At 70.6% G+C, this 19,443-nt stretch carries 17 protein-coding genes; 7 read left to right on the forward strand and 10 right to left on the reverse strand.

Annotated elements, in window-relative coordinates; genetic code table 11:
* Positions 1-17: 17 nt before the first annotated feature.
* The 7 genes from Pph01_RS11260 to Pph01_RS11290 all read right to left on the reverse strand — a co-directional run bounded on the left by Pph01_RS11260 (position 18) and on the right by Pph01_RS11290 (position 7,841).
* Positions 18-773: a succinate dehydrogenase/fumarate reductase iron-sulfur subunit gene (locus tag Pph01_RS11260; RefSeq protein ID WP_204072962.1), complete on the reverse strand. Its 756-nt coding sequence runs from the start codon at positions 771-773 to the stop codon at positions 18-20.
* Positions 773-2,668 (reverse strand): fumarate reductase/succinate dehydrogenase flavoprotein subunit, encoded by a 1,896-nt coding sequence (locus Pph01_RS11265; protein WP_204073097.1) that lies wholly within the window; start codon positions 2,666-2,668, stop codon positions 773-775. The genes Pph01_RS11260 and Pph01_RS11265 overlap by 1 nt, the downstream gene beginning before the upstream one ends.
* Before the next feature lie 2 nt (positions 2,669-2,670).
* Positions 2,671-3,471 carry a succinate dehydrogenase subunit SdhC gene (gene sdhC, locus Pph01_RS11270; RefSeq protein ID WP_204072963.1) on the reverse strand — a complete coding sequence of 267 codons (801 nt, stop codon included), beginning with the start codon at positions 3,469-3,471 and terminating at the stop codon, positions 2,671-2,673.
* Between the two features lie 102 nt (positions 3,472-3,573).
* On the reverse strand, positions 3,574-4,011 hold the full coding sequence (locus Pph01_RS11275) for a response regulator (RefSeq protein ID WP_204072964.1): 438 nt from the start codon (positions 4,009-4,011) through the stop codon (positions 3,574-3,576).
* Positions 4,004-5,575, reverse strand: a complete 1,572-nt coding sequence (locus Pph01_RS11280) for a sensor histidine kinase (protein ID WP_204072965.1) — start codon at positions 5,573-5,575, stop codon at positions 4,004-4,006. The genes Pph01_RS11275 and Pph01_RS11280 overlap by 8 nt, the downstream gene beginning before the upstream one ends.
* Entirely contained in the window at positions 5,575-6,873 is a 1,299-nt protein-coding gene (locus tag Pph01_RS11285; RefSeq protein ID WP_204072966.1) for a PP2C family protein-serine/threonine phosphatase, read from the reverse strand. Before Pph01_RS11285 ends, Pph01_RS11280 begins: the two co-directional genes overlap by 1 nt.
* 23 nt (positions 6,874-6,896) lie before the next feature.
* On the reverse strand, positions 6,897-7,841 hold the full coding sequence (locus tag Pph01_RS11290) for a LysR family transcriptional regulator (protein ID WP_204072967.1): 945 nt from the start codon (positions 7,839-7,841) through the stop codon (positions 6,897-6,899).
* Between the two features lie 164 nt (positions 7,842-8,005).
* On the opposite strand from Pph01_RS11290, the gene Pph01_RS11295 reads away from it, so the two are divergent.
* The 3 genes from Pph01_RS11295 to Pph01_RS11305 are packed head-to-tail and all read left to right on the forward strand — an operon-like array spanning position 8,006 to position 11,438.
* The gene (locus Pph01_RS11295; protein WP_239116600.1) at positions 8,006-8,737 is read left to right on the forward strand and encodes a succinate dehydrogenase cytochrome b subunit; all 732 of its coding nucleotides are present in this window, start codon (positions 8,006-8,008) and stop codon (positions 8,735-8,737) included.
* A complete protein-coding gene (locus Pph01_RS11300; protein ID WP_204072968.1) occupies positions 8,734-10,665 on the forward strand; it encodes a fumarate reductase/succinate dehydrogenase flavoprotein subunit in 1,932 nt (643 codons plus the stop codon). Before Pph01_RS11295 ends, Pph01_RS11300 begins: the two co-directional genes overlap by 4 nt.
* A gap of 32 nt (positions 10,666-10,697) precedes the next feature.
* Positions 10,698-11,438, forward strand: coding sequence for a succinate dehydrogenase/fumarate reductase iron-sulfur subunit (locus Pph01_RS11305; protein WP_204073099.1), 741 nt, complete (start codon positions 10,698-10,700; stop codon positions 11,436-11,438).
* A 133-nt stretch (positions 11,439-11,571) separates the two neighbouring features.
* Here the strand turns inward: Pph01_RS11305 and Pph01_RS11310 are convergent, their stop codons facing one another.
* A complete protein-coding gene (locus tag Pph01_RS11310; RefSeq protein ID WP_204072969.1) occupies positions 11,572-12,144 on the reverse strand; it encodes a Clp protease N-terminal domain-containing protein in 573 nt (190 codons plus the stop codon).
* A gap of 3 nt (positions 12,145-12,147) precedes the next feature.
* A complete protein-coding gene (locus tag Pph01_RS11315) occupies positions 12,148-12,381 on the reverse strand; it encodes an RNA polymerase subunit sigma-70 (protein WP_204072970.1) in 234 nt (77 codons plus the stop codon).
* A gap of 99 nt (positions 12,382-12,480) precedes the next feature.
* Here Pph01_RS11315 and Pph01_RS11320 point away from each other — a divergent pair, with 99 nt between their 5' ends.
* Together Pph01_RS11320 and Pph01_RS11325 are read left to right on the forward strand one after the other, a co-directional pair.
* Positions 12,481-14,181, forward strand: a complete 1,701-nt coding sequence (locus Pph01_RS11320; protein WP_204072971.1) for an ABC transporter ATP-binding protein — start codon at positions 12,481-12,483, stop codon at positions 14,179-14,181.
* Positions 14,182-14,183: 2 nt separating this feature from the next.
* Positions 14,184-15,932: an ABC transporter ATP-binding protein gene (locus tag Pph01_RS11325; RefSeq protein ID WP_204072972.1), complete on the forward strand. Its 1,749-nt coding sequence runs from the start codon at positions 14,184-14,186 to the stop codon at positions 15,930-15,932.
* Between the two features lie 67 nt (positions 15,933-15,999).
* Here the strand turns inward: Pph01_RS11325 and Pph01_RS11330 are convergent, their stop codons facing one another.
* Positions 16,000-18,072, reverse strand: a complete 2,073-nt coding sequence (locus Pph01_RS11330) for a DPP IV N-terminal domain-containing protein (protein WP_204072973.1) — start codon at positions 18,070-18,072, stop codon at positions 16,000-16,002.
* Positions 18,073-18,129: 57 nt separating this feature from the next.
* Here Pph01_RS11330 and mshB point away from each other — a divergent pair, with 57 nt between their 5' ends.
* Positions 18,130-19,035 carry an N-acetyl-1-D-myo-inositol-2-amino-2-deoxy-alpha-D-glucopyranoside deacetylase gene (gene mshB / locus Pph01_RS11335; protein WP_204072974.1) on the forward strand — a complete coding sequence of 302 codons (906 nt, stop codon included), beginning with the start codon at positions 18,130-18,132 and terminating at the stop codon, positions 19,033-19,035.
* A gap of 10 nt (positions 19,036-19,045) precedes the next feature.
* Positions 19,046-19,423: a DUF6113 family protein gene (locus Pph01_RS11340; protein WP_204072975.1), complete on the forward strand. Its 378-nt coding sequence runs from the start codon at positions 19,046-19,048 to the stop codon at positions 19,421-19,423.
* Positions 19,424-19,443 lie beyond the last annotated feature (20 nt).

The raw sequence follows: 19,443 nt of genomic DNA on the forward strand, positions 1-19,443 counted from the left end.
CGCTTCTCTTATGGCCCTCAGACGCTGGAGCGCTTGAAGATCTTCGAGCCCAGCCACACGAGCGGGTCGTACTTCCGGTCGACCACGCGCTCCTTCATCGGGATCAGCGCGTTGTCGGTGATCTTGATGTGCTCGGGGCACACCTCCGTGCAGCACTTGGTGATGTTGCAGTAGCCGAGGCCGTGCTCCTCCTGGGCCGCGTCCTTGCGGTCGACCTCGTCATAGGGGTGCATGTCGAGCTCGGCGATGCGCATGAGGAAACGCGGCCCCGCGAAGGCGGGCTTGTTCTCGTCGTGGTCGCGGATCACGTGGCAGACGTTGTTGCACATGAAGCATTCGATGCACTTGCGGAACTCCTGGGACCGCTCGACGTCGATCTGCTGCATGCGGTACTCGCCCGGCTTGACGTCCTTCGGCGGGGTGAACGACGGGATCTCCCGCGCCTTCTGGTAGTTGAAGGAGACGTCGCAGACCAGGTCCTTGATGACCGGGAACGTCCGCATCGGCGTGACCGTGATGGTCTCGGACTCCTCGAACGTGGACATCCGGGTCATGCAGCCCAGCCGGGGCCTGCCGTTGATCTCCATCGAGCAGGACCCGCACTTGCCGGCCTTGCAGTTCCACCGGACCGCGAGGTCGGGGGCCTGGGTGGCCTGCAACCGGTGGATGACGTCGAGGACGACCTCGCCCTCGTTCACCTCGACGGTGAAGTCCTCGAGCTGACCCTCGCCGCCCTCGCCGCGCCAGACGCGGAACTTCGCCTTGTAACCCATCACGACTCCTTGACCGCGGCGTCGTACTCCGCCAGCTCGTCTTCGGTGAGGTACTTCTCAAGCTCGGACCGCTCGAAGAGGCTGATCAGGTCGCCACGCATGGACGGCTGGACCTTCTCTTCGACGGTAACGCCGGAAGCGTCCGGCTCGGCGGCGCAGACGAGCAGCTTCTGCCGCCATTCGGGGGACATGCCGGGAAAGTCGTCGCGGGTGTGCCCGCCGCGGCTCTCCTCCCGCAGCAGCGCGGCGCGGGCGACGCACTCGCTCACGAGCAGCATGTTGCGCAGGTCGATCGCCAGATGCCAGCCGGGGTTGTAGATGCGGCTGCCGGACGAGCCCGTGTTCTTCGACCGCTCCTTGAGCTTCTCGACGACCTGCAGCGCCTCGGCGACCTCTCCGGCCTTCCGGATGATCCCGACGAGGTCGTTCATCGTGCGCTGAAGCTCGTGGTGCACCTCGTAGGGGTTCTCCCCGCCGGTCCGCTCCAGCGGGGCGACGGCCTCCGCCATGGCGTCCGCCACCTCGGCCACCGCGGGCCGTGCGGACAGGCCGTCGATGTACGCCGCCGCGCCGAGGCCGGCCCTGCGGCCGAAGACCAGGAGGTCGGACAGGGAGTTGCCGCCCAGGCGGTTGGAGCCGTGCATGCCGCCCGAGACCTCTCCGGCGGCGAACAGGCCGGGCACGGACGCGGCGCCGGTGTCGGCGTCCACCTCCACGCCGCCCATGATGTAGTGGCAGGTCGGGCCGACCTGCATGGGCTCCTGGGTGATGTCCACGTCCGCCAGTTCCTTGAACTGGTGGTGCATGGACGGCAGGCGCTTGATGATCTCGGCCGCCGGGAGGCGGCTGGAGACGTCGAGGAACACGCCGCCCTGCGGCGATCCGCGCCCGGCCTTCACCTCGGCGTTGATGGCCCTGGCCACCTCGTCACGGGGCAGCAGCTCCGGAGGACGGCGGTTGTTGGCCTGGTCGGTGTACCAGCGGTCGCCCTCCTCCTCGGTCGTCGCGTACTTGTCCTTGAAGACGTCCGGCACGTAGTCGAACATGAACCGGCGGCCCTCGGAGTTGCGCAGCACGCCGCCGTCGCCGCGGACCGACTCGGTGACGAGGATCCCGCGCACCGACGGAGGCCAGACCATCCCGGTCGGGTGGAACTGGATGAACTCCATGTTGATCAGCTTGGCGCCCGCGAGCAGGGCCAGCGCGTGGCCGTCGCCCGTGTACTCCCAGGAGTTCGAGGTGACGACGTAGGACTTGCCGATGCCTCCGGTCGCCAGCACCACGGCGGGGGCGTCGAAGACGATGAAGTCGCCCGTCTCACGCCAGTAGCCGAACGCGCCGGAGATGGCGTCGCCGTCCTTGAGGAGGCGGGTGACCGTGCACTCGGCGAACACCTTGATGAACGCCTCGGGGTCGCCGTGCTCGCGCTCGTCCTCCTGCTGGAGGGCGACGACCCGCTGCTGCAGGGTGCGGATCAGCTCCAGGCCCGTACGGTCGCCGACATGGGCGAGACGCGGGTACTCGTGGCCGCCGAAGTTCCGCTGGCTGATCTTGCCGTCCTTGGTGCGGTCGAACAGCGCGCCCCACGCCTCGAGCTCCCAGACGCGGTCCGGGGCCTCCTTGGCGTGCAGTTCGGCCATTCGCCAGTTGTTGAGGAACTTGCCTCCGCGCATGGTGTCGCGGAAGTGCACCATCCAGTTGTCGTCGGGGTTGACGTTGCCCATCGCCGCGGCGGCGCCGCCCTCGGCCATGACCGTGTGGGCCTTGCCGAACAGCGACTTGCAGATGATGGCGGTCCGCTTGCCCTGCTGCCGTGCCTCGATCGCCGCACGAAGCCCTGCCCCACCGGCTCCGATGACGACGACGTCGTATTCGTGACGCTCCACGTTGAGAATCCTTAAGCGAACGGGAAGTTGATGACGCCCTTGGCGACCAGCCGCACATAGAGGTCAGCGATCATGACCGAGTACATCGAGGCCCAGGCGAACTGCTGGTGCCTGGCGTTGAGCTTCGAGACGAAGGTCCACGCCTTGTACCGGATCGGGTGCCTGGAGAAGTGGTTCAGGCGGCCGGCGGTGATGTGCCGGCAGGAGTGGCAGCCGAGGGTGTAGCAGAAGATCAGGATGGCGTTGGCCAGCAGGATGATCGTGCCGAGACCCACGTGGCCCCAGTTGCCGTGCTCGTCGCGGAACGCGAGGATCGCGTCGTAGGCCAGGATCGCGCCGATGACCACGGCAAGGTAGAAGAAGTAGCGGTGCACGTTCTGGATGATCAGCGGGAGCCTGGTCTCGCCCGAGTACTTCTTGTGCGGCTCGGACACCGCGCAGGCGGGCGGCGACAGCCAGAACGACCGGTAGTACGACTTGCGGTAGTAGTAGCACGTGAGCCGGAAGCCACCCGGCAGGCCGAGGATGAGCAGGCCGGGCGGAAGGCCGTACCAGTCGCCGAACGGGGCGAGCCCGAGGAAGCGTGCTCCCTCCGGGCAGGAGGTCGCCAGGCAGGGCGACGAGAACGGCGCGATGTACGGCTCGGCGAAGTAGCTCTTGTCGAAGATCGCCCAGAATCCGTAGATCAGGAATGACATGAGTCCGGCGAACGTCAGCGCCGGGACCAGCCACCACCTGTCGGTGCGTAGCGTGCGCACCTTGAGTTGCGCTCGCTGTTTGCTTATCGGGCTCTCGGCCGTTGTCTGGGTCATCGGAGACTTTCCACCCTCTGGCACGCTTATGGTGGGGGAAACATTACGACGGCCACATCCTCAAATGTGAGGAGGGTCACTCCCAACCGTCTGTGATTCCCGTCACTTCCCCGGCAGTTTGACCACAGTCACGAAGAAATCGTCGATCTGTCGCACCACGCGAATGAACTGGTCGAAGTCCACCGGTTTTGTCACGTACGCGTTTGCATGCAGGTTGTAACCCTTGAGGATATCCTGCTCCGCTTCCGATGTGGTGAGGATCACCACCGGGATGCTCCGCAACTCGGGGTCGTTCTTGATCTCCTGCAGAACCTCGAAGCCGTCGACGCGGGGCAGGTTGAGATCGAGCAGGATCAGGTCGGGCCGCGGCGTGGAGGAGTAGGCGCCCTCGCCTCGCAGGAACATCAGGGCCTGTTCGCCGTCGTGCACCACGTGCAGCCGGTTGCCGACCTTGTTGTAGGAGAACGCCTCCTTGGTCAGGAGCACGTCACCGGGATCGTCCTCGACGAGGAGCACCTCGATGGGGTGGTAGTCAGGCATCGGGTTCTCCCACGGCCGGTAGCGTCCAGCGGAACGTGGCCCCTGGACCCTCCCCGGAGTCGAGCCAGATCCGGCCGCCATGATATTCGACGATCTTGCGGCAGAGGGCGAGTCCGATGCCGCTTCCCGGATAGACGTCGCGCGGGTGCAGGCGCTGGAAGATCAGGAAGATCCGGTCGGCGTACCGGGGGTGGACCCCGATGCCGTTGTCCGCGCAGCTGAACTCCCACATCGCGCCGTCCCGCCGTACGCCGATGTGGACGCGGGGCGGATCGGCGGAGCGGAACTTGACGGCGTTGGCGACCAGGTTCTGGAACAACTGGGTCAGCAGCGGCCCGTTGCCGAGGACCTCGGGCAGGTCGTCGTGCGTGACGGCTGCGCCTCCGTCCGACAGGAGGGCGTCGAGGTTGTGCAGGGCCGCCTCCAGCGCGTCGGCGGCGCGCACCGGGTGGAGGTCGCCGCCGACCCGGCCGACCCGCGAGAAGTCGAGCAGGTCGTTGATGAGCAGTTGCATCCGCTTGGCGCCGTCGACCGCGAAGGCGATGTACTGGCGGGCGCGGTCGTCGAGCTGGTCGCCGTAGCGCTGCTCGAGCAGCTGCGTGAAGCTCGCCACCTTCCGCAGGGGCTCCTGCAGGTCGTGGCTGGCCACGTAGGCGAACTGCTCCAGCTCGCCGTTGGACCGGGTGAGCTCCCGGGTCTGGTCGGACAACTGCCGCCGCGTCTCCACCGCCGCCCGCCATTCGGCGACGATGCGCCTGCGCATCCCGTCGACGTGCCCGGACAGCTCCCGCAGCTCGTACGGCCGGTCCACGCCGAGCTTGTGGTCGAAGTCGCCGGCCGCCACCGTCCGCACCTGCCCGGCCAGCCGTTCCACCGGGCCGACCACGACCCTGCGCACGATGAGCGCGCAGCCGATCACCGCTGCCACCACGGCGGCCACGAGCGCGCCGACCGCCGCATAGATGGTGTTCCAGCCGTTGTACAGACGGTCTCTGCCGATGTCGTGGAGCCGGTTCAGCTGGTGTTGCTGCGCGTCCAGCGCCGCGCGGACACGGGCGAAGCGCTCGACGTTGACCTTCGCCGTGTCGCGGTTCAACGCCCGGGTCCCGGTCGCGGGGACGGCTTCCACGATCTGGTCCGCGTAGTCCCGCCGCCATTCGGTCGACGCGGCGGTCAGCCGGTCCAGCCCGGCTCGTACGGCGGGAGCCTCGGGGAGGCGGGGGATCAGCGCGGTCAGGGCGGCGGTGGCGGTCTGCTCGGCGGAGACGCCCTGGCGGTAGGCCGTGAGGTACTGCTGGTCGGTCGTCAGGCCGTATGCCCTGATGGCGCCCTCCTGGGCCTGGAGGGCCGTCGAGATCTCCAGCGTGTGCAGGGTGGCGGGGTCGATCACGTCGACCAGCGTCTCCCTGGCCTCGCGCGTCGTGCTGAGCGTCAGCAGGATCGCGGTCACCCCCAGCACGAAGACGAACGCTGAGCCCGTGCCGGCGAGCGCGAACCAGCGGGCCAGGCGGAGCCCTCGCCTGCCGGCCGGAGGTGCCAGCGGCGCGAGAGGCTCCGGTTTCATCATGGCGTCCCGGCGTTCCCTTCGTTCCCGGAGAGGCGGCCTCCGGAGAGGCCGTTCCCGACGATGTCGTTCCGTGGGCCGTCGTTCCGTGGGCCGTCGTTCCCTGAGGCGTCGTCTCCGGGGACGTCGTTTCTGGAGACCAGCACGGCGGCCACGTCGTCGTTGAGCGCGTCGCCCACCTGGGCGATGATCCGGTCGAGGTCGACGCCGCCGTGGTCGCGGACGATGCCGGCCAGGCCGTCCGTGCCGAGCATGTCACGGCCCGTACCGACCGTCGCCTCGATGAGCCCGTCGGTGTAGAGCAGGAGCGACCACCGGTCGCCCAACGGGATGTCGACGGGATTCCAGTCGACGTCGTCGAAGATGCCGAGCGGCGGTCCGGACGGGATGTCGGTGACGACGTCAACGACGCCGTCGCGGATCACGAGCGGAGACGGGTGGCCGACCACGTGCATGCGGGCGTTGCGGAGATCCGGGTCGATGGTGGCGGTGCACAGGGTCGTGAAGATCTCCGGTGACTTCCGCTCGTTCCTGAGCAGCGTGTCGAGGGTTCCCAGCAGTTCGTCCCCCGTGTGGCCGGCGAGCACGAGGGTGCGCCAGCCGATGCGCAGCGCGGTGCCGAGTGCGGCCTCGTCGGGCCCGTGGCCGCAGACGTCGCCGATCAGGACGTGCACCGCGCCGTCGGCGGTCTGCACAGTGTCCCAGAAGTCGCCGGCCAGCAGGCCGCGCACCCGCCCGGGCAGGTATCTCGTCTGGTGGTGCAGCAGGGAGGCCGGGGGGAGCAGCGGGACGGGGAGCAGGCCGCGCTCCAGGCGGGCGTTCTCCTGCCCGACGATCCGTTCCGCGACCAGCTCGCGCATGGCGACGTCGGCGCGCTTGCGCTCGATGGCGTAGCGGACGGCCCGCGTGAGCAGCCGGTCGTCCACGTCCTGTTTGACCAGGAAGTCCTGCGCCCCGGCGGCCACCGCCTCGATCCCGACGTGGGCGTCGTTGAGGCCGGTGAGCACCAGCACGGCGGTGTCCGAGGCCATCGACAGCACCTGCTCGAGGGCTTCCAGGCCGGTCGCGTCCGGCAGCGACAGGTCGACCAGGACGCACTGGACGTCATCGGTCAGCCGCTCGCGCCCCTCGGCCAGAGTGCGGGCCCAAGTGATCTTCGGCGGTCTCTCGGCGTCCGCGAGCAGTTCCTCGACGAGGAACGCGTCGGCCGAATCATCCTCGATCAGCAGGAGGGTGAGCGGGTCGGGCAGATCGGGCGAGGGCGTGATCACTGACGCCTCTCGGAACGTCGGGGACACGGTCGCCAAATCTTATCGTCAATCTACGAAGTCTCGATGGGCCGTTGGGGGGTGAGCGCCTCGATGCCGGGGGACAGGGTTCCCCCGGCGGCCGCCTCCACCAGGAACGACAGAAGCTCGGAGCGGAAGGCCTGAGCCGCACGCGTCGGTTCGACGTCCTTCCTGTGGGCGAGCGCGACGGTCCTGCGGAGCCCCGGGAGAAGCGGCGTTCCCACCAGCCCCGGCCGCCCGTCGAGCACCATCGAGGGGACCACGGCGACTCCCAGCCCGGCCTCGACGAACCGCAGGACCGCGTCCATCTCCCCGCCCTCCACGGCGAAGCGGGGCTCGAACCCCGCCTGCCTGCACGCGGTGAGCGTCGCCTCGCGCAGGTCGTAGCCGCGCCGGAACATCACGAGGGGGCGTCCGCGCAGTTCGTCGATCCGGATGTGCGGCCTGCGGCCGGGCTTGGCGGCCGAGGCGACGACCAGGTCCTCCCTGAGGATCTCCTCGGTGACCAGCGAGGGGTCGCTGCTCTGCAGGGGCAGGATGATGAGCGCGAGATCGAGCTGTCCCCTCGCCAGGTCGCGGACCAGGTCGCGCGAGCCGCCCTCCTCGACCTGGAGCTCGACGCCGGGATAGTCGCCGTGGAAGCGGGCCAGCACATCCGCCAGGAGTCCCGCGCACAGGGAGGGCGTCGCGCCGAGCCGTACCCGGCCCCGCCGGAGGCCGGCGAGCTCGGCCACCTCGCGCCTGGCGGTCTCCGCGTCGGCCAGCATGCGCCGCGCCAGTGGCAGAAGGGCCTCGCCGGCGGGGGTCAGCGTGACGTTGCCCCGGGCCCGGCTGAACAGAGGCGCCCCCAGTTCGGCCTCGAGCGCCTTGATCTGCTTGCTGAGGGACGGCTGTGCGACCCGCATCCGCTCGGCGGCGTGGGTGAAGTGCCGGGTCTCGGCCACCGCGAGGAAATAGGCCAGCTGTTGGAACTGCACGTGTCGAAAGCCTACGACCTGTCCACTCTGTGAGATTGGTCGCACCCGGGGGGAGCCGGGAAGGCCGCCCGACCGCGCCGGGCACGTCGAATAGCCCAGGGCTATCGGAACGAGGCCCGCGATGACTTGGACGCCCGAACCGCGTTCTGCCTAGCGTGGCCGACGTGACAGCCACAGTTGACCACAGCGTGGACCGCGCGCCCGCCGCCCCCGTGCGCAGGCGGCCTCGCGGCTTCTTCGGCTCATCGAACGGCAAGAAGGCGGTCATGGCCGTCACGGGCGCCGTCCTCGTGCTCTTCCTGGTCGGCCACATGCTCGGGAACCTCAAGGCGTTCCTGGGCGCCGACTCGTTCAACCACTACGCGGAATGGCTGCGGACGGTGGGGTCGCCCGCGCTGCCCAACCGCACCCTGCTGACCATCGCCGAGATCGGCCTGGTGGTCGCGGTGGTGCTGCACATGTGGTCGGCGGTGTCGCTGGCCAGGCGGGCCGCCAAGGCGAGGCCCGTCAAGTACGCCGCCAGGGTGAAGCCGCAGGCGGGGGGATACGCCACGCGGACCATGCGCTACGGCGGCGTCATCATCCTGCTGTTCGTGATCTGGCACCTGCTCGACCTCACCTTCGGGGTCGTGAACCCCAAGGGCGGGCAGGCCACGCCGTACGACCGGCTGGTGGCCGGCTTCGCGCCGGACCGCTGGTGGGTCACGGTCTTCTACCTGGTCGCCATGGCGATGATCGGCCTCCACCTGCGGCACGGCCTGTGGAGCGCACTCCAGACGCTCGGCCTGGCGGGCCGCTACAAGGCGCTCAAGGCGGGTTCCACCGCGGTCTCCGCGGTGCTCGTCGTCGGATTCATCGCCATACCCCTAGCCGTGATGATCGGAGTGGTGAAATGACGCTCTCGTGGACGGTCGGCGAGCCGATCAAGGATACGAAGGCTCCGTCGGGACCGATCGAGGAGCGCTGGGACACGCGCAGGTTCCAGGCCAAGCTGGTCAACCCGGCCAACAAGCGCAAGCTGACCGTCATCGTCGTCGGCACGGGCCTCGCGGGCGGCTCGGCGGCGGCGACGCTCGGTGAGCTCGGCTACAAGGTCAAGTCGTTCTGCTACCAGGACTCGCCCCGGCGTGCGCACTCGATCGCCGCGCAGGGCGGGATCAACGCGGCGAAGAACTACCGCGGGGACGGCGACAGCATCCACCGTCTCTTCTACGACACCGTCAAGGGCGGCGACTTCCGCGCCCGGGAGTCGAACGTCTACCGGCTCGCCCAGGTCAGCGTGAACATCATCGACCAGGCGGTGGCGCAGGGCGTGCCGTTCGCCCGTGAGTACGGCGGGCTGCTCGACACCCGATCGTTCGGCGGCGCCCAGGTCTCCCGCACCTTCTACGCCAGGGGCCAGACGGGCCAGCAGCTGCTGCTCGGGGCCTACCAGGCGCTGGAGCGGCAGATCGCGGCGGGCACCGTGGAGATGAACACCCGCCACGAGATGCTCGAGCTCGTCGTCAGCGACGGGCGGGCACGCGGGATCGTGGTCCGCGACCTGGTCACCGGGGAGGTCGAGACCCACCTCGCGGACGCAGTGGTGCTCGCGACCGGGGGCTACGGCAACGTGTTCTTCCTGTCCACCAACGCCAAGGGCTGCAACACCACGGCGATCTGGCGGGCGCACCGCAAGGGCGCGATGTTCGCCAACCCCTGCTACACGCAGATCCACCCGACGTGCATCCCGGTCAGCGGGGAGTACCAGTCCAAGCTGACGCTCATGTCGGAGTCGCTGCGCAACGACGGCCGGGTCTGGGTGCCGCTCCGCAAGGGCGACGACCGGGTACCGGCCGACATCCCCGAGGATGAGCGCGATTACTACCTTGAGCGGATATATCCGGCTTTCGGAAATCTCGTTCCCCGGGACATCGCCAGCCGCGCCGCCAAGAACGTCTGCGACGAGGGCCGCGGCGTCGGCCCCGGCGGGCTCGGCGTCTACCTGGACTTCGCCGACGCGATCGCCAGGCTCGGCCGCGGCGCCGTCGAGAAGAAGTACGGCAACCTCTTCGAGATGTACGAGCGCATCACCGGCGAGAACCCGTACGAGACGCCGATGCGCATCTACCCCGCCGTCCACTACACGATGGGCGGCCTGTGGGTCGACTACGACCTGCAGTCGACCATCCCCGGCCTGTTCGTGATCGGTGAGGCCAACTTCTCCGACCACGGCGCCAACCGCCTCGGCGCGTCCGCGCTGATGCAGGGCCTGGCGGACGGCTACTTCGTGTTGCCGACGACCCTCGGCGACTATCTGGCGGGAGCGGGGGGCTTCGGCGAGGTGGACGAGGCCGAGGTCGCCCAGGCCCAGGCCGCCGTCCAGGAGAAGATCGACCGGCTGCTCGCCGTCAACGGCACCCGTACGGCCGACTCCTACCACCGCGAGCTGGGCCGTCTCATGTGGGACTATTGCGGCATGGAGCGGACCGACGCGTCGCTGCGCAAGGCGCTGGAGCGGATCCCCGAGCTCCGCGAGGAGTTCTGGAACAACGTGAAGGTGCCGGGCGACGACGAGGGCCTGAACCAGGCGCTCGAGCGCGCGGGCCGGGTGGCCGACTTCTTCGACCTGGCCGAGCTGATGTGCCTCGACGCCCTCCACCGCACCGAGTCGTGCGGCGGCCACTTCCGGGCCGAGTCGCAGGACGCGGACGGCGAGGCGCTGCGCGACGACGAGCACTTCGCCTACGTCGGCGCGTGGGAGTGGAGCCCTGAAGGGCCGATCCTGCACAAGGAAGAACTCGAGTACGAATACGTCAAGATGACCCAGCGGAGCTACAAGTGAGCGAGCGCGCCACAAGCACGGGGAAGGCGGGCATGAACCTGACCCTCAAGATCTGGCGCCAGAACGGCTCGTCGGATCGCGGACGGATGGTGACCTACGAGGTCAAGGACGTGTCGCCGGACATGTCCTTCCTGGAGATGCTCGACGTCCTCAACGAGCGGCTGACTCTCGAGGGCGACGACCCCGTCGCCTTCGACCACGACTGCCGCGAGGGCATCTGCGGCATGTGCGGCATGGTCATCAACGGCGTCGCCCACGGCGAGCAGCGCGCGACGACGACCTGTCAGCTGCACATGCGGCACTTCGAGGACGGTGCCACCGTCACGATCGAGCCCTGGCGCGCGGCGCCGTTCCCCGTGGTCAAGGACCTCGTGGTGGACAGGTCGGCCTTCGACCGGATCATCCAGGCGGGCGGGTTCATCTCGGTCCCCGCGGGGTCCGCGCCGGACGCGCACGCCGTGCCGGTGCCCAAGGACGACGCGGACGCGGCGTTCGACGCGGCAACCTGCATCGGGTGCGGCGCCTGCGTGGCCGCCTGCCCGAACGGCTCGGCCTCGCTGTTCACCGCCGCCAAGATCACCCACCTGGGCCTGCTCCCGCAGGGGCAGCCCGAGCGGGCGTCCCGGGCCAAGGCCATGGTCGAGCAGATGGACGCCGAGGGCTTCGGCGGCTGCACGAACACCGGCGAGTGCACCGCGGTGTGCCCCAAGGGCATCCCGCTGGACGCCATCGCCCGCATGAACGCCGACTATCTCAAGACCGCGTCGAAGTAGGTCGCGGAACCACGCCGTACAGATGCGGCGGACGTCGCCCCACGCGCGTCCGCCGCATCGGCGTTCTCCCCGTCCGCCGCCGGGCCGGGTCGCACCGGCGCACGCCGCCGGGTGCCCCCGGCTCATCGGGCGCCTACTGGCGTGAGGCGCCCACCTCGGCGCGCATCTCCTCACGAAGGGTCGGAAGGTCGATGTCCGCGTCGGAGAGGATCCTGACGCCGAGGCCCTCTCCTTCGCGGAGCAGGCCGAGCAGGATGTGGCCGTCGCGGATGTTGCGGCTCTTGAGCGCGAGGGCCTCGCGCAGGGACAGTTCGAGGACCTTCTTGGCGCGTGGCGTGAAGGGGATGCTGCGCCCGCTGACGAGGCCGCCTCGCCGGTCCCTGCTCGGATGGCGGTCGAGGGCCCCCGGCCCGAAGGCGGCCTCGACCTTCTCACGCACCGCCGTCAGGTCGATGCCGATGGCCTCGAGGGCGTCCGCGTCGATGTCGCCGACCGGCAGGGTGCCGAGAACGCGCACCACCGCCGCCGACGCCTGCGCGTGGTCGAGGCCGTGCCGGTTCACGAGCCGTGCCGCCAGGGTGTCCGGCTGCTCCAGGATGCCGAGAAGAAGGTGCTCGGTGCCGACGTGGTTGTGCCGGAGGGTCCGGGCGTTCCCCTGGGCGAGCTTGACCACCTGCCGGGCCTCGTCGGTGAATCGTTCGAACATCGTCTACTTCTCCCGCCTCATCAGTCCCCGTCCGCCCGCGTACTTCTTGTGCACCGCCTGCCGCGTCACTCCCAGCAGGAGCGCGATGTCCTGCCAGGACCATCCCGCGGTGCGGGCGTTCTCCACCTGTAGTGCTTCCAGCCGCTCGACCAGCAGCCGCAGGGCCCGTACGGCCCGCAGCCCTGTGGCCGGGTCGCGGCTGCCGGCGTCGTTGGCCAGCTGTGCCGTGTCGCTCATGCTGTAAACCTAAGTTGACACCCGGCGGCATGTCAACCCTGGTTGACGGCGGAAAACCATTTGCCCGATGACCTGCGATCTTGCGAGCCTAGAATGACCATGATTTCCTTGCCTGTCGCCGATCCCGGCACTCCAGACACCCGCGGGCCCCTCCGGTACCTGTGGTGGGTGGCGCGTGTCCAGAAGTGGCCGATGCTCGTCGGCATCTCCATGGCCATCCTGTGGTGGCTCGCGCAGGCGCTCGTCCCCGCCGCCCTGGGCCGGGCGATCGACGCGCTGGCGGGAAGCCGTACGGGCGATCTCGTGGAGTGGTCGGCCGCGATCCTCGGCCTGGGCGCGATCCAGGCGGTCACGGGGGTCCTGCGGCACCGGTTCGCGGTGCTGACCTGGCTCGGCGCGGCCTACCGCACGGTGCAGGTGACCGCACGGCAGGCGACCCGGCTGGGCGCGACGTTGCCGAAACGCCTGTCGACCGGCGAGGTCGTCAGCGTCGGCAACTCCGACATCGCCCACATCGGCAACGCGATGGACATCCTCCTGCGCGGCACCGGAGCGCTCGTCGCGATCGGCACGGTGACGGTGATCCTGCTGACCACGTCGCCTCCGCTGGGACTGATCGTGCTCATCGGTGTCCCGCTGATGGCCGCGGCCGTGGGCCCTCTGCTCAGACCGCTGCACAAGAGGCAGCACGCCCAGCGCGACCTGCAGGGAGACCTCGCGACCCGCGCCTCCGACATCGTCGGCGGCCTGAGGGTGCTGCGGGGGATCGGCGGCGAGGCGCTCTTCTCCGCCCGCTACCGCGAGGAGTCGCAGGGGGTGCGGCGGGCGGGCGTCCGGGTGGCCTCGGTCGAGTCGGCGCTGGAGGGCGCCCAGATCCTGCTGCCCGGCGTGCTCATCGCGGCCGTCACCTGGCTGGGCGCCCAATTCGCGCTGGACGGGCGGATCAGTCCCGGCCAGCTCGTCGCGTTCTACGCCTACGCCGCGTTCCTGATCGCCCCCCTGCGGACGGTCACGGAGGCCGCCGACAAGCTGACCAAGGGACACGTGGCCGCACGCCGGGTGTGCCGGATCCTGTCGCTGGAACCCGAGATCCGGGACGGGACGGGCACCCTGCCCGCCGAGGCCGTGTCGGACGTCCTGCTGGACGGCGAGTCCGGCGTCGCCGTACGGCCGGGCAGGCTGACCGCGCTCGTCGCGGCGGTTCCCGAGGAGGCGGCGGCGATCACGGACCGGCTGGGACGCTACACGCCTGGCGAGGTGACCCTCGGCGGCGTCTCCCTGGCCGAGTTGCCGGTCGGCGAGGTCAGGCGGCACATCCTGGTCGCCGACAACGCGGCCCGGCTGTTCACCGGGCGCCTGCGCGACGAGCTCGACGTGCGGGGCACGGCGACCGACGACGACGTACGGCTTGCGCTGCACGCCGCCTGCGCCGACGACATCGTCGAGGCCCTGCCCGACGGCCTCGACGCCCGCGTCGCCGAGGCGGGCCGGGAGTTCTCCGGCGGGCAGCAGCAGCGGCTGCGGCTCGCCCGGGCGCTGACCGCCGACCCGGACGTCCTGGTCCTGGTCGAGCCGACCAGCGCGGTCGACGCCCACACGGAGGCCCGCATCGCGGACCGGCTCGGCAAGGCCCGCGCGGGCCGCACCACGCTGGTCTGCACCACCAGCCCGCTCGTCCTCGACCGCGCGGATCTGGTCGTGTTCGTCGAGGACGGCAAGGTCAGGGCCGAGGGAAGCCATCGGGAACTGCTGGACGCGGAGCCCGGCTATTCGGCCGTAGTCACGAGAGGGGAGGGCTGACCATGGCAGGCCGGATTCTGCCGGTCGCCGACCGCGCGCAGGTGCGTGCCTACGCGCGGCGGCTGACCCTGAAGTATCCGAAGGAACTCGGGCTGGCGCTGTCCCTGCACGCCCTCGCGGCGATCGCGGGCCTCGCCTCTCCGCGGCTGCTGGGAGAGCTGGTCCAGGCGGTCGCCGACGGTTCGAACGACGTCGACGTGAACACGGTCGCACTGGCCATCGCGGGCTTCGTGGTCGTGCAGGCGGTGCTGGTCAGGTTCGCGGTCTACGCCTCGTCGCGGCTGGGCGAGAAGGTCCTGGCCGAGCTCCGTGAGGACTTCGTGGACCAGGTGCTCGCCCTGCCGCTGTCGACGGTGGAGCGGGCGGGCTCCGGCGACCTCATCACGCGTACGTCGCGCGACGTCGACGCCCTGTCCCGGTCCGTGCGGCACGCCGTGCCCGAGACCCTGATCGCGGTCGTCACGTGCCTGTTCGCCGTGGGCGCGCTGCTGCTCGTCGGCCCGATCATGGCGGTGCCCTGCCTGGTGGCGGTGCCCCTGATCTGGATCTCCACGAGGTGGTACCTGAAGCGGGCCACGGACGGCTACCTCCGGGAGAACGCGGCCTACGCGGACATGACCGAGGGGCTGGCCGAGACCGTCGAGGGCGCGCGGACCGTCGAGGCCCTGGGCATCGAGAGGCGCCGCCACCGGCGGACGGACGGCGACATCGCCAAGTCGTTCGCGGCGGAGCGGTACACCCTCGGGCTGCGGATGATCTGGTTCCCGACCGTCGAGATCGGCTACGTGATCCCCGTCGTGGCGACCCTGCTGCTGGGAGGGCTGTTCCACTCCGAGAGCTGGGTCTCGCTCGCCCAGGTCACCGCGGCCACGCTGTACGTGCAGCAGCTGATCGACCCGCTCGACCGGGTGTTGTCGTGGATGGACGAGCTCCAGGTCGGCGGCGCGTCGATGGCCCGGCTGCTCGGCGTGGTCAACGTGCCCGACGACCGCGTCGCCGGCGACGAGCGTCCGCGCGGCGAGGAGCTGGAGGCGACCGGCGTGACCTACGCCTACCGCGAGGGTCACGACGTGCTGCACGGCATCGACCTCGACGTCCGCGCGGGGGAACGGCTCGCCATGGTGGGCCCGTCAGGCGCGGGCAAGTCCACGCTGGGACGCCTGCTCGCGGGCATCCACGGCCCGCGGACCGGCTCGGTCACCGTCGGCGGCGTCGAGCTCGTCGAGCTGCCGCTGGACGAGCTGCGCGGCCACGTGGCGCTCGTCACGCAGGAGCACCACGTGTTCCGCGGGACTCTGCGCGACAACGTGCTGATCGGGCGGCCGGACGCGACGGACGACGAGGTGCGCAGGGCGCTTGAGGCCGTGGACGCCTGGGAGTGGGCGCAGACCCTCGACAAAGGCCTGGACACGGTCGTCGGCTCGGGCGGCGAGGCCGTCTCCCCGGCCCACGCGCAGCAGCTGGCGCTGGCCAGGCTCGTCCTGGCCGACCCGCACACGCTGGTGCTCGACGAGGCCACGTCGCTGATCGACCCGCGAGAGGCCAGGCATCTGGAGCGCTCGCTGGCCGCGGTCCTGGAGGGCCGCACGGTGATCGCGATCGCCCACCGGCTCTATACCGCCCACGACGCCGACCGCGTGGCGGTCGTGGAGGACGGGCGTGTGAGCGAGCTCGGCTCGCACGACGAGCTCGTCGCAGCCGGCGGAGCGTACGCCGCGCTGTGGGACAGCTGGCACGGCAAGGGCAGGTGAGAACGGCCGAGGGCGGCCGGCCCCGCGACATCGCGGGACCGGCCGCCCTCACTCCGTTCGCGCCCGCCTAGTCCCGGCGGAACTCGCCGCCGAGCGAGCCGGTGAGGAACTGCAGCTGGAGCAGCAGCAGGTTCTCCGCGACGACCTCCTGCGGAGTCATGTGGGTGACTCCGGACAGGGGCAGGACGGTGTGCGGCCGGCCCGCCGCCAGCAGGGCCGACGACAACCTGAGCGTGTGCGCCGCGACCACGTTGTCGTCGGCGAGGCCGTGGACCAGCAGCAGCGGCCGCTCGAGCTTCTCGGCGTCGCCGATCAGCGACGACGCCTCGTAGTGGCCCTCGTCGGGGTGGCCGAGGTAACGCTCGGTGTAGCAGGTGTCGTAGAGCCGCCAGTCGGTGACGGGGGCCCCGGCGACGGCGGCGTGGAAGACGTCGGGCCGGCGCAGCACCGCGAGGGCCGACAGGTAGCCGCCGAACGACCAGCCCCTGATCGCCACCCGCGACAGGTCGAGGTCGTCCGGGTACAGCGCGGCCACCCCCTGCAGGGCGTCCACCTGGTCCTCCAGCGCCATCGACAGGTCGTGCAGCACTTCACGCTCGAACGCGGGGCCGCGGCCGGGTGTGCCCCTGCCGTCGGAGACCACCACCGCGAAGCCCTGCTCGGCCCACCACTGGGGCTCCAGGAACATCCGGCCGGCGGAGAGCACCCGCTGCGCGTGCGGCCCGCCGTACGGGTCCATCAGGACGGGCAGGCGGCCGGAGCCGGGCACGTGCCAGGACGGCAGCAGCACCGCCGTGGACAGGTCGCGCGATCCGGCGCGCACGAGGGAGACCCGGGGCTCGATGCCGGGGCGCTCGGTGACCGAGGCGATGGGCGCGGTGGTGCCGTCACGGCGCACGACGGTCACCGTCATGCCCTCGGTGTCGAGACTCTGCCGCTGGACGACGGTGACGCCGCCGGACAGGCGTCCGGAGTGCACCCCGGAGTCGGTGGTCACCGGGCGGAGCGAGCCGCCCGAGTAGGTCCACAGCTGGATCTCGGTGGGCTCGGTCGAGGCCGTGAACAGGACGGTGTCGCCGTCGACGTCCAGGACGGCGCGCACCTGCAGCGTCGGGGGCGTCACCGGCTCCTCGCCGACGAACAGGCGGTGCCCGCCCTCCGCCACCGTCGCCCAGACGAGCCGCCCGTCGGACAGCCGGCCGGGCACGCCGGGGACGATGTCCAGCCAGGCGGGGTCGGTGTCCTCCCGGACGAGGTCCGTCGCGCCCGTCGAGGGGTCGATGGCGAGCAGGCGCCGGGTCCGCTGGTCGCGCGAGAGCGTGACGATGGACAGTCCGTGCCCGTTCCAGGAGGCCGTCACCAGGTACTCGTGCTCGTACGGCACCGCGACCCGGGAGCCGTCGAGACCCAGCACGAAGAGGGAGACCTCCGCGTTGGCGGTGCCGGCGGCCGGATAACGCTGGGCCACGGCAGGGCGGTCCGGGTTCGCCGGGTCGGCGATGTGCCACAACCCGACCGGCGACTCGTCGACGCGGGCGACCAGCAGCCGGTCGCCGGACGGCGCCCACCAGTAGCCGCGCATGCGGTCCATCTCCTCGGCGGCGATGAACTCCGCCAGGCCGTAGGCGACCTCGTCGCCCTCGGGCGCGGCCAGCACCTGGTCCGCGCCGGTCGCGACGTCCTGGACGTGCAGGGCGCCCGCCGTGACGTAGGCCACCCGCGTGCCGTCGGGGCTCAGCCGGGGGTCGATCACCGCGCCCGGAGTCGTGAGCCCGCGCACCGCGCCCGTGGCGAGGTCGGCCAGGTGGAGTTCGCCGGACAGCGCGAAGACGGCCTGCCGCACGTCGCGGTCGGTCGCGTAGGCGACCACCCCGCCGGCCGACTCCCTCGACCGCTCGCGGCGGGCCCGCTCCTCGGCGGGCAGGTCCTCGTCGGCGGCCCCCAGCGACAGCGGGTCGACCACGAGACGCTCCACCCCGGTGGCGGTGTCGAGCTCCCACAGGCACGTGACCGGATCCGTGCCCGACTTCGTCCGGAGGAAGACGACCCGGCCGCCGTCCGGGGAGATCGTGAAGCCACGGGGAATTCCGAGGGTGAACCGGCGGGTCCTGGCATACAGCCGCGGGAAGCTCTCAGTCATAGCCCCCCATACTGTCAGCCGTCCCGGCGGGTGGGGCCATGACCTAGGCTCGAAGCCATGACTGATCGGCGCCTGCTGCTCGTTCACGCCCATCCCGACGACGAATCGATCGGCACGGGGGCGACGATGGCCAGATATGTGGCAGAGGGCGCCCACGTTACGCTCGTCACCTGCACGCTCGGCGAGGAGGGGGAGGTCATCCCGCCGGAGCTCGCCCACCACGCGGCCGATCGTGACGACACCCTCGGGCAGTACCGCGTCGGCGAGCTCGCCGCGGCGTGCAAGGCGCTCGGCGTCACCGATCACCGTTTCCTCGGCGGCGCGGGCCGGTGGCGCGACTCGGGGATGATGGGCGCCGCGACCAACGAGGACCCCCGCTGTTTCTGGCAGGCGGACCTCGACGAGGCCGCGGCCGAGCTCGTCACCGTGATCCGGCAGGTCCGCCCGCAGGTCCTGGTCACCTACGACGAGAACGGCTTCTACGGGCACCCCGACCACATCCAGGCCCACCGGGTGGCCTGGCGGGCCTTCCAGCTCGCCGCCGACTCCCGGCACCCGGGCGGCGACCCGTGGCGGATCGCGAAGTTCTACCAGACGGCGATGCCCAAGTCGGTGATGAGGCGGACGGCCGAGGCGATGCGCGAGGCCGACGTGGAGTTCTGGAACGTCGACTCCGACGACATGCCCTTCGGCTGCGGCGACGGGGAGGTCACGACGGAGATCGACGCGCGGCCGCACGTGGAGGCCAAGCTCGACGCCATGCGCGCGCACGCCTCCCAGATCGCCGTCGACGCACCCTGGTTCGCGCTCTCGAACAAGATCGGCCAGCAGGCGCTCGGCGTCGAGCACTTCATCCTGCGGGCCGGGGTCCCCGGTCCCTCCGGCGTCGGCGCGCCCCATGAGGCCGGCGGCATCGGTGCGCCCTACAACCGCGAAGACGACCTGTTCGCGGGCATCCGCTAACCTCTGCGGCATGAGACCGGTGACGGGCGCGGCCTACGGCATGCTGTTCCTGCTGGGCCTCGTGCTGGGCGTCATCGGCGCGTTCGAGCACTCCTGGTACGTGGGAACCGTGCCGATCGCCGCGCTGGGATGGCTGCTGATCCTGTTCGCCGTGCCGTACGGCATGGGCAGGCTGATGGGCGGCAGACTCGGGGCGGCGGTGCCGGCGGTGGGCTGGCTCGTGTCGTCGTTCCTGCTCGCCACCCGGCAGCCCGCCGGAGACCTGGCGATCGCCGGAGACTCGTCGGGGTACTGGTACCTCTACGGCGGGGCCGTCGCCGTCGCGGCCGCCGTCCTGCTCACCCGCTCCAGCGGGTCGTGGCTGCTGAAGTCGCCCGGCGGCACCTGAGACAGGTGCTTTACCTCGGG

Origin of the sequence: Planotetraspora phitsanulokensis (assembly GCF_016863295.1) — a bacterium.
GTDB lineage: Bacteria > Actinomycetota > Actinomycetes > Streptosporangiales > Streptosporangiaceae > Planotetraspora > Planotetraspora phitsanulokensis.